Origin of the sequence: Desulfovibrio sp. ZJ369 (assembly GCF_011039085.1) — a bacterium.
Classification (GTDB): Bacteria; Desulfobacterota; Desulfovibrionia; order Desulfovibrionales; family Desulfovibrionaceae; genus Desulfovibrio.
The window spans coordinates 23,499-31,880 of record NZ_JAAKEI010000032.1; the positions used below are offsets into that span (position 1 = coordinate 23,499).

General features: G+C 62.4%; 6 protein-coding genes. 3 read left to right on the top strand and 3 right to left on the bottom strand.

Annotated features, from left to right (window positions below; genetic code table 11):
- Positions 1-37: 37 nt before the first annotated feature.
- On the bottom strand, positions 38-2,950 hold the full coding sequence (locus G7Y51_RS10050; protein ID WP_165177077.1) for an insulinase family protein: 2,913 nt from the start codon (positions 2,948-2,950) through the stop codon (positions 38-40).
- Positions 2,951-3,094: 144 nt separating this feature from the next.
- Between G7Y51_RS10050 and G7Y51_RS10055 the strand changes: the two genes are divergently transcribed.
- The 3 genes from G7Y51_RS10055 (at position 3,095) to tsf (ending at position 5,325) form a co-directional block, all read left to right on the top strand.
- Positions 3,095-3,295 (top strand): hypothetical protein, encoded by a 201-nt coding sequence (locus G7Y51_RS10055; protein ID WP_165177079.1) that lies wholly within the window; start codon positions 3,095-3,097, stop codon positions 3,293-3,295.
- Positions 3,296-3,527: 232 nt separating this feature from the next.
- Positions 3,528-4,349: a 30S ribosomal protein S2 gene (gene rpsB, locus G7Y51_RS10060; RefSeq protein WP_165177081.1), complete on the top strand. Its 822-nt coding sequence runs from the start codon at positions 3,528-3,530 to the stop codon at positions 4,347-4,349.
- Between the two features lie 118 nt (positions 4,350-4,467).
- Positions 4,468-5,325 (top strand): translation elongation factor Ts, encoded by an 858-nt coding sequence (tsf, locus tag G7Y51_RS10065; protein ID WP_165177083.1) that lies wholly within the window; start codon positions 4,468-4,470, stop codon positions 5,323-5,325.
- 191 nt (positions 5,326-5,516) lie between these two features.
- Here the strand turns inward: tsf and G7Y51_RS10070 are convergent, their stop codons facing one another.
- Entirely contained in the window at positions 5,517-6,719 is a 1,203-nt protein-coding gene (locus G7Y51_RS10070; RefSeq protein ID WP_165177085.1) for a 6-phosphofructo-2-kinase/fructose-2,6-bisphosphatase, read from the bottom strand.
- A 61-nt stretch (positions 6,720-6,780) separates the two neighbouring features.
- Positions 6,781-7,977: a tyrosine--tRNA ligase gene (tyrS, locus tag G7Y51_RS10075; protein WP_165177087.1), complete on the bottom strand. Its 1,197-nt coding sequence runs from the start codon at positions 7,975-7,977 to the stop codon at positions 6,781-6,783.
- Positions 7,978-8,382: the final 405 nt, after the last annotated feature.

Consider the following 8,382-nt stretch of genomic DNA (forward strand, 5'->3'; position numbering starts at 1 on the left):
GCCCTGGCCGCCGGCAGACGGCCAGGGCTGTGTGTGCTTATAACAGTTTTTGCAGTGCCCAGCCGTGCTCTTGCGCGGCTGCCTCGGTTTTTGGGCCGCCCAGCACGCAGACGACGCCCTGGCGCAAGCTTGCCAGCACATCCGCGAACTGGCGGAAGTGTTTTTCGGTGGTGCCCAGGATTTCTTCCCGCATTTGCGCGCGGGCCTCGTCCGTGTCGTTGGTCAGCCAGCGCGCCAGGGACTGGGCGCCCTTGGCGTCGGGCAAAAGATAACTGTCCAGATCCCCGATGGCCCCCACAATGGCACGGGTCAGTTGCTCCCTGTCCGGCGTGAAGCCGCGCAGAAAGTCGGCCATGCCGTCAAACGCGGCCAGGGTTTCGTCCACGTTGGGATCGCGGTAGGAGGCGCAGACCAGGGTGCCGCCCAGGCGATCCAGATTGCAGAAGGCTCCGTAAGCGCCGCCGCGCACGCGCACCTGTTCCCACAGGTGGCCCATGCGCAGATAACGCAGAATCACGCTGGCCGAGCCGTGGTAGACATAGCCGTGATCATAGAGATTGGCGGCCTTGCCCACATAGTTGATGCGGGCCGGCGCCAGAAATGCCTCGCCCGCGGGCAGATGCAGGGGCGTCGTGAGGCGCGCGCCGGGCGTGGCCGTGGCCGCCCGCTCAGGCAGGGAGGCCAGCAGGGACCGGACTTTGTCCCTGGCCGCCGCAAGCCCGGTGGCTTCGGCCGTGCAGTCGAAGATCGCGCCGCTGCGGGCAATGATCAGGCCGCGTAATTCCTCCAGATCGGCCAGCAGCGCGTCGGGTTCCTTTTCCAATTGTTCCAGCAGGCCGCGCACCGAAGCCAGGTAGCTCAGGCCCGAAGTGCGTTCCGCCAGGGCTCCGGCGCCAGTAAAATGCGCGCGCAGCCTGGTGCTCACGGCGGCATGTCCGGCTGCCTGCAAGCCGTGCTCCAGGCGGGCCTTGCCTTCCAGAAGCATCTGTTTGAGACGTTCGCGCGCCACATCCGCATCGCGCAACGGCTCCAGAAGAATTTCATGGAAGATGTCGAAAAGATCCGGGATCTTGTCGTAAACCGCCTTGCCCGCCAGGATCAGGTAGCTGAGGGTTTTGCGCTCGCCCCTGGTGGTGCCCAGCAGCGGCTCGGCTCCCACGCCGCCGGTCTTGGCCGCCATGTATGCGCCCAGTTGCGTGAAGTCGCGCCGGGCCGTGCCCAGTTCCGTAAGAGAACGCGCAAAAAGCGGCAGCAGGGCGATCAGGCGTTCGGGCACCTGCTCCAGCGGCAGGAGCAGACTGGCGTAGGCAATGCCCCGCGTGGGCAGCTCATGGCTCAGCGCGGCTTCCGGGATCTGAACGATCCGGCGGGGAATGGGCGCGTTCTCCCGTGGCAGATCGCCGAGGCCCAATCCGGGTATGGAAGCCAGGGCTTCGGCACTGTCCGGCGTGGTCTGGGCCTCTTGCAGGCGGCGGGTTTCCTCGCTCAGTTCCCGGCGCTGCTCCGGCCCGGCCGCAGCCTGCACGGCGGCCAGGCGGGCGGCCTCGGCCTCTTCCCGGGCCCGGCCCAGGCTGGCGTCCGGCAGCAGAACCACCGTGGCCCTGTGCGCATTGTTCAGGAACCAGTCCCTGATGGCCTGCTCAAAGACTTTCTCGCCCCTGGCCAGACGTTCCTTAAGAGCCGTGAGCGGCGCTTCCCAGGCCAGAGGGGCCAGCGGGTCGCCGCCGTACAGCCAGGTGGAGAGCGACTGGATCATGGCCGCCAGCCCGCGCGGAAAACGCCCGGAATTGTTTTCGCGGTAGGCAAATTCCACGCTGTTCACCGCCGCTTCCACGGCTTCGGGGTCTATGCCCTGCTCCGCCAGTTCCGCCAGAACCTCGAAAATCAAAAGCTCGGCCTTGTGCACGTCATCCGGGGCCACGCCTTTAAGACCAGTGGAATAGTACATCTGACGCAGATCCGTTTCCAGGCCGCAGCCCGTGGTGTCCTCGCCCAGGCCGGAGCTGATCAGGGCCTTGCGCAGGGGCGAGCCGGGGAGGCCTTCCAGAATATGCTCCAGCATTTCCATGAGCAGGGCCTGGCTCACGTCGCCCCGTTCGCCCAGCAGCCAGTTGATGGTGAACAGGGCGCGTGTTTCGCCTTCTGCCGCGGCATAGGGCACTTCCAGCAGGCGCGGCGTGGCCAGCCGCTGTTGCAGGGGCACGGCAGCATTGGCGGGCCGGGCCGCATAGCCGCGCAGGGCAGCGTCAAGCAGGCGCAGGCGTTGCTCTTCCGGGTCGTCGCCCCAGAAGAAAAAGCGGGCGTTGCTCGGATGATAATAGCGGCTGTGAAAATCGCAAAAGGCCGCATAGGTCAGATCCGGGATATGCTCCGGGTTGCCGCCGGAATCCAGGCTGTAGAGCGTGTCCGGGAACAGGGCCTGCTGGCTCTGCTCCGCCAGTACTGAATCCGGCGAGGAATACGCGCCCTTCATCTCGTTATAGACCACGCCCTTGTAGCTCCAGGGCCCGTCGGGCGTTTCGGCTTCCACATGCCAGCCTTCCTGGCGGAAGATGTCCTCGCTGATCCGGGGGTGGAAGACCGCGTCGATGTAGACGTCGATCAGGTTGTAAAAATCCTGCAGATTGGCGCTGGCCACAGGGTAGCAGGTCTTGTCCGGAAAGGTGAAGGCGTTCAGGAAGGTTTGCAGCGAACCCTTGAGCAGCTCCACAAAGGGTTCCCTGACCGGATATTTGTCGGAGCCGCAGAGCACGGAATGCTCCAGAATGTGCGCTACGCCCGTGGAATCCGTGGGCGGCGTGCAAAAGCTCACGCCGAAACATTTGTTTTCGTCCGCAGTACTCACGGAGAGCAGTTGCGCGCCTGTGGCATCATGCTGCCAGAGGCGGGCCGTGCCGCCCACTTCCGCCATGTTCCGTTCCGTGAGCAGGGTAAAGCCGTGTTTATTCATAAAATTCATATCCTTGTGTCGACGCTGCCGCTTGTCGGCCGCATGTCTTGTCAGGTGCTTGCGGCATAACTATATGTAGTACGCGCTTTTTTGAAAAGAGCCCCCGGCCTCGCCCGGCCCGGCGCAAAAGCAGGAGAATCCCGCATGGCGCATCTGGTGCGTTTTTTCATTCTCTTTTTTCTGGTGGATGTTTTGTCCCGCAATCCCGTGGCGGCCCGCTGGCTGGGCAAAGTGCGCGGCCTGGAAGCCGCGGCCGGACGCTATGCCTGGCTTGCGCCTCTGGCGCGCCTGATCTGGCGGCTGGGGCGGCGCGTACTCAGGCGTCGCTTTGCCGCGGGCGTGTAAACCGCACACGCGCACAGCGTCCGGATCGCAGCGCCCGCCCCGTGGGCGGCGCGCCGCGCGGCCATGTCCTCTTGCCATTATTGGGGCTTTGAGCTATAGAGGCCGTTCCATTACGCACACTCCGGCACGGCTCGGGGTGTCCGTCCGGCAGGCGCGCGTGGCGTCTGATCCACCGGCGGAGAGGAGCCCGTCAGAAACCGGAGTGGAGGAAACAACCCTCTGGAGGATTGCAATGGCTTACGTCAGCATGAAGCAGATGCTGGAAACCGGGGTGCACTTCGGCCACCAGACCCGGCGCTGGAACCCCAAAATGCGCCCGTATATCTTCGGCGCGCGCAACGGTATTCACATCATTGACCTGCAACAGACCGTGAAGCTCTTTCGCGTGGCCTACGACAAGGTGGTGGACGCGGTGGCCAGGGGCGGCAAGGTGCTCTTCATCGGCACCAAGCGCCAGGCCCAGGAGGCCGTGGCCGCCGAGGCCAGCCGCGCCGGGCAGTTCTATGTGGCCAACCGCTGGATGGGCGGCACGCTCACCAATTTCGTGACCATCCAGAAAAGCGTGGAGCGCCTCAAGAAGCTGGAAGCCATGTTTGCCGACGGCTCCATCAACCGCTACCAGAAAAAGGAAATCCTTTTGCTGGAGCGCGAGATGAACAAGCTGGAGCAGACCCTGGGCGGCATCAAGAATATGGATCGCCTGCCGCAACTGGCCTTTGTCATTGATCCCAACCGCGAGGACATTGCCGTCAAGGAATGCCGCAAGCTGGGCATCCCCATTGTGGCCGTCACGGACACCAACTGCGACCCGGACGTGATCGACTACATCATCCCTGGCAATGACGACGCCATCCGGGCCATCAAGCTCTTTGTGACCGCCTTTTCCGAGGCCTGCCTGGAAGGCGAGGCCATGCGCAAGGATCACAAGGCCGATGCCGCCAATGCCGAGGAAGCCATGCAGAAGGCCGCGGAAAGCGCCCCCGCTCCCGAGGCCGCCGCGGAAAGCAGCCCGGCCCCCGAAGCCCCTGCGCCGCAAGCCGCTCCGGCCGAGTAAGCGGGACTTCAGCTTTGTCTTTTCGGGGCAGCGCAGCCTGTGACGGGCGGCGCTGCCTTCCGTAGAGAACGCGATGCGTTCCAACTCCGGGCAGCCGGACATATTTTTGGAGAATGCAATGGCAATCAGCGCTCAACTGGTGAAAGAACTGCGCGACAAGACCGGCGCAGGCATGATGGATTGCAAGAAAGCCCTGGTGGAAGTGGACGGCGATCTGGAAAAGGCCGTGGACTGGCTGCGTCAGAAGGGCATGGCCAAGGCCGCCAAAAAATCCGGCCGCGCCACCTGTGAGGGCCTGGTCACTGCCGTGACCAGCCCGGACGGCAAGTATGTGGCCATGGCTTCGCTGCTGTGCGAAACCGACTTTGTGGCGCGCGGCGAGCAGTTTCAGAGCATGGCGGCGCGCGTGGCCCAGGCCGTGCTGGAGCATGATCCGGCTGACTCCACGGCCCTGGACGGCGTGGTGGGCGACGAGGTCAGGCAGCTTATCGCCGCGGTGGGCGAGAACATGCAGCTCGGCAAGTTCGCGCGCCATACCCGCCAGTCCGACAAGGAGGCCATCGGCCAGTACATTCATGCCAACGGCAAGATCGGCGTGCTGGTCTTTCTGAACTGCGGCAGGGCCGAGAGCGTGGACACGCCCGACGTCAAGGCTCTGGCCAAGAATCTGGCCATGCAGGTGGCCGCGGCCAGCCCCCTGGCCCTGGACGCTTCCAGCCTGGATCCGGCTGCTGTGGAGCGCGAGCGCGAAGTCTACCGTCAGAAAGCCCTGGAGGAAGGCAAGCCCGCCAATATCGTGGACAAGATCGCCGACGGCGCGGTGAAGAAATTCCAGAAGGAAGTCTGCCTGCTGGAGCAGCCCTATATCCGCGACGACAAGAAAAGCGTCAGTGACGTGGTGCGCGAAGCGGCCAAGGCCGTGGGCGACGAGATCACGGTGACGGGCTTCACGCGCATTCAGTTGGCCGCCGAATAAACGCTCTATCCGCCTGTGGCCGCGCAAAATGCGCCACGCGTTATCGTCAGGTTGACAGGGGGCTCCGGCCCCCTTTTTTGTTTTTTACGAACAGGGCGCGGATGTTGCCCGCGTTTTCGAGCGTTTTGCTCATGAAATTAGCAAAACGCTCTAAGCCCGCAGCCGCCGGGGCATTTCGGCAGGAGTTCGCGCTAATAGGGAATCCGTTCAAAAACCTTGCGGCGCGGGGTCAGGGAAATGTGGTAATACTGATTTTGGGGGATATAGATATAGGGCACATCCTCGCTGCGCTGGCGCAGAAACAGGGTGATCAGCACCCGGTTGATGGCCTGATGCCCCACGATCAGCAAGGGCGAATCCCCGGCCAGAAAGAGCGCGCGCCTCAGGCCGCGCTGCACGCGCTCGCGCAGAATGGCGTAACTTTCGCCGTTGGGATAGGCGTAACCGAATTTGTCGGCATTGCGCCCGGCCGTTACTTCGGGCATGCGCTCGCGGATTTCGGCATAGAGCATTCCCTCGCAATCTCCTGCCCAGATTTCGTCGAATTCCTTGAGGGCCATGACGTGCGCGCCGGGCCGTTCCGCCAGCACCGGGGCCGCGGTCTCGTGCGAGCGGAGCCGGGTGGAGGTAAAGACCCATTCCACTTCCCGGCCGCGTAAATGCCGGGCCAGGGCTTCGGCCTGAGCGCGCCCCTTGGCCGTGAGCGGCGGGTTGCCGCCGATGCGGCCCTGCACGTTGAATTCGGTCTGGCCGTGGCGGGCCAGATACAGGCTGTGCACCCAGACGCTGACCAGAATTTCGCGAATGGCGGGATAATAGGGCGAGCCTTCGCAGGCGCGCTCGTCCAGAATGCGGTTGGCCGTGGAATCCACGCAGAGCCAGAATTTTTCCTCGCCTAGCGGGTCATAGATGGTCTGATAGTAGTCGATGCGCTTGAGAAAACTTTGCAGCGCCTCTTCCTCGCTGTAGGCCGCGTATTCGGGCAGCGTGGTCTTGCGGCGGATGCAGGCGTTGAGCAGAAGTGGGTCTTCGTTGACGCACTCCACAAAGAGCACGGGATAGTCGTTGAGCGTTTTTTCAATGAGCGCGCGCCGGGCGCGGCTGGCGTTGGTGGCGTCCAGAATGGCCACCTCGCCGCCTTCGGCCAGCCAGGTCCGGGCCTGCTGCATATTGCGGCGGGCGATCAGCTCGCGGGCCTCGCGGCCGAAGCTGTTGTCAGGATTATAAAAATCCGGCTCCGTGGATTCCGCGCCCATCATGGCCCGGCGCATGTCGCCGTTGTTGAAGATCCTGGCCTGAATGCCTTCAGCCAGCAGGCCGTCGCGGATGCGGCGGGCCAGGGTGGACTTGCCGCGTGCGGGCAGGCCGACCATGGCCACATAGAGTTTCTGCATCTTTTCCTCCCCTGGGGATCATGGTAGGGGAAAAGCTCTCAAAACGGAAGATACTGTATACCTACTGCACGGTCAGCTTCAAAAATCGCTTTTTGCCCAGTTTGATCACATATTCCCCGGCAGGCAGCGGCGTTAGCGCGTCGTCGCAACGCACGCCGTCCACCGAGAGCGCGCCTTCCTTGATCAAGCGTTTGGCTTCGCCCCGGCTTTTGACCAGCCCGGCGGCTTCCAGAAAGGCCGGGGGCGTGCTGGCCTCGCCGTGTGCACAGGTCAGTTCGGGCGCGTCGGCGGGCACCCCCCCGTCAGCGAAGACCGCGTTAAAATCCTGTCGGGCCTGGTCGGCGTCTTTCTGACTGTGGTAACGGCAGACCATCTCATGTGCCAGCATTTCCTTGGCGGCCTTGGGATGCTGACGGCCCTGCTCCACGTCTTCTTTCAGCGCCGCAATCTCCTCCAGGCTTTTGGCCGAGAGCAGTTCGTAGTAACGCCACATCAGCGCGTCGGAAATGCCCATGACTTTGCCGAAGATCTCTGACGGCGGCTCGTCAATGCCGATATAGTTGCCGTAGGATTTGGACATCTTGCGCACGCCGTCCGTGCCTTCCAGCAGGGGCACGGTCAAAATGCACTGGCTCTCCTGGCCGTAATGGGCCTGGAGGTTGCGGCCCACCAGCAGATTGAACTTCTGGTCCGTGCCGCCCATTTCCACGTCGGTTTTCAGGGCCACGGAGTCATAGCCCTGGCAAAGCGGATAAAGAAATTCGTGGATGGAGATGGGGCGTTGCTCGCGGAAGCGCTTTTCAAAGTCGTCGCGTTCCATCATCCGGGCCACCGTATAGCTGGAGGCCAGTTTGATGAAGTCCGCGGCGTCCATTTTGCCCAGCCAGCCGGAATTGAATTCCACCAGGGTTTTGGCCGGATCAAGGATTTTGAAGACCTGCTTTTTGTAGGTTTCGGCATTGGCCAGAACCTGTTCCCCGGTAAGTGGGGGACGGGTTTCCGAGCGCCCGGAAGGGTCGCCGATCCGGCCCGTGAAGTCGCCGATCAGAAAGATGACCGTGTGCCCCAGCTCCTGAAAGTGGCGCATTTTGTGCATTACCACCGTGTGTCCGAGGTGCAGGTCAGGGGCCGTGGGATCAAAGCCCACTTTCACGCGCAGAGGCACGCCGCGGGAGAGCTTTTTGCGCAGTTCGTTCTCGTCGATAAGCTCGGCCACGCCGCGCTTGATCAAGGCCATTTGCCTGTCGATATCCGTCATTGCCGTACCCTTAGAGCATTTTTTGATTGAAAATATCCATTTTCAATCACTTCGCTGCCATCATTTCGCGTCCAGGCTTCAGCCGTTGCGACGAAGGAAGCTACGGATGAAGACAGCAACTGGTTACTGCGGCAGCCAGCCAACGCAACCGCTATCGCTATCCGTAAGCAAGCAAAGCTTGCTAACGGCTACCGCAACGCGGTCTGGACGCTCATTCGGCGCGGGCGTCAGCTAACGCTGCCGCCAGAGCGTTCAGCTCATTTCATGAGCAAAACGCTCTAGTGTTGCGTCAAGCTACAAGTGTCGGGTAAAGTCGTTTTAACTTTATCCTGGCTTGATCAGTTGTAAATTGCCAATTAATCTTGGAGCCAAGATTATTTCTTTGTGCCTGCCAACAATCCACTT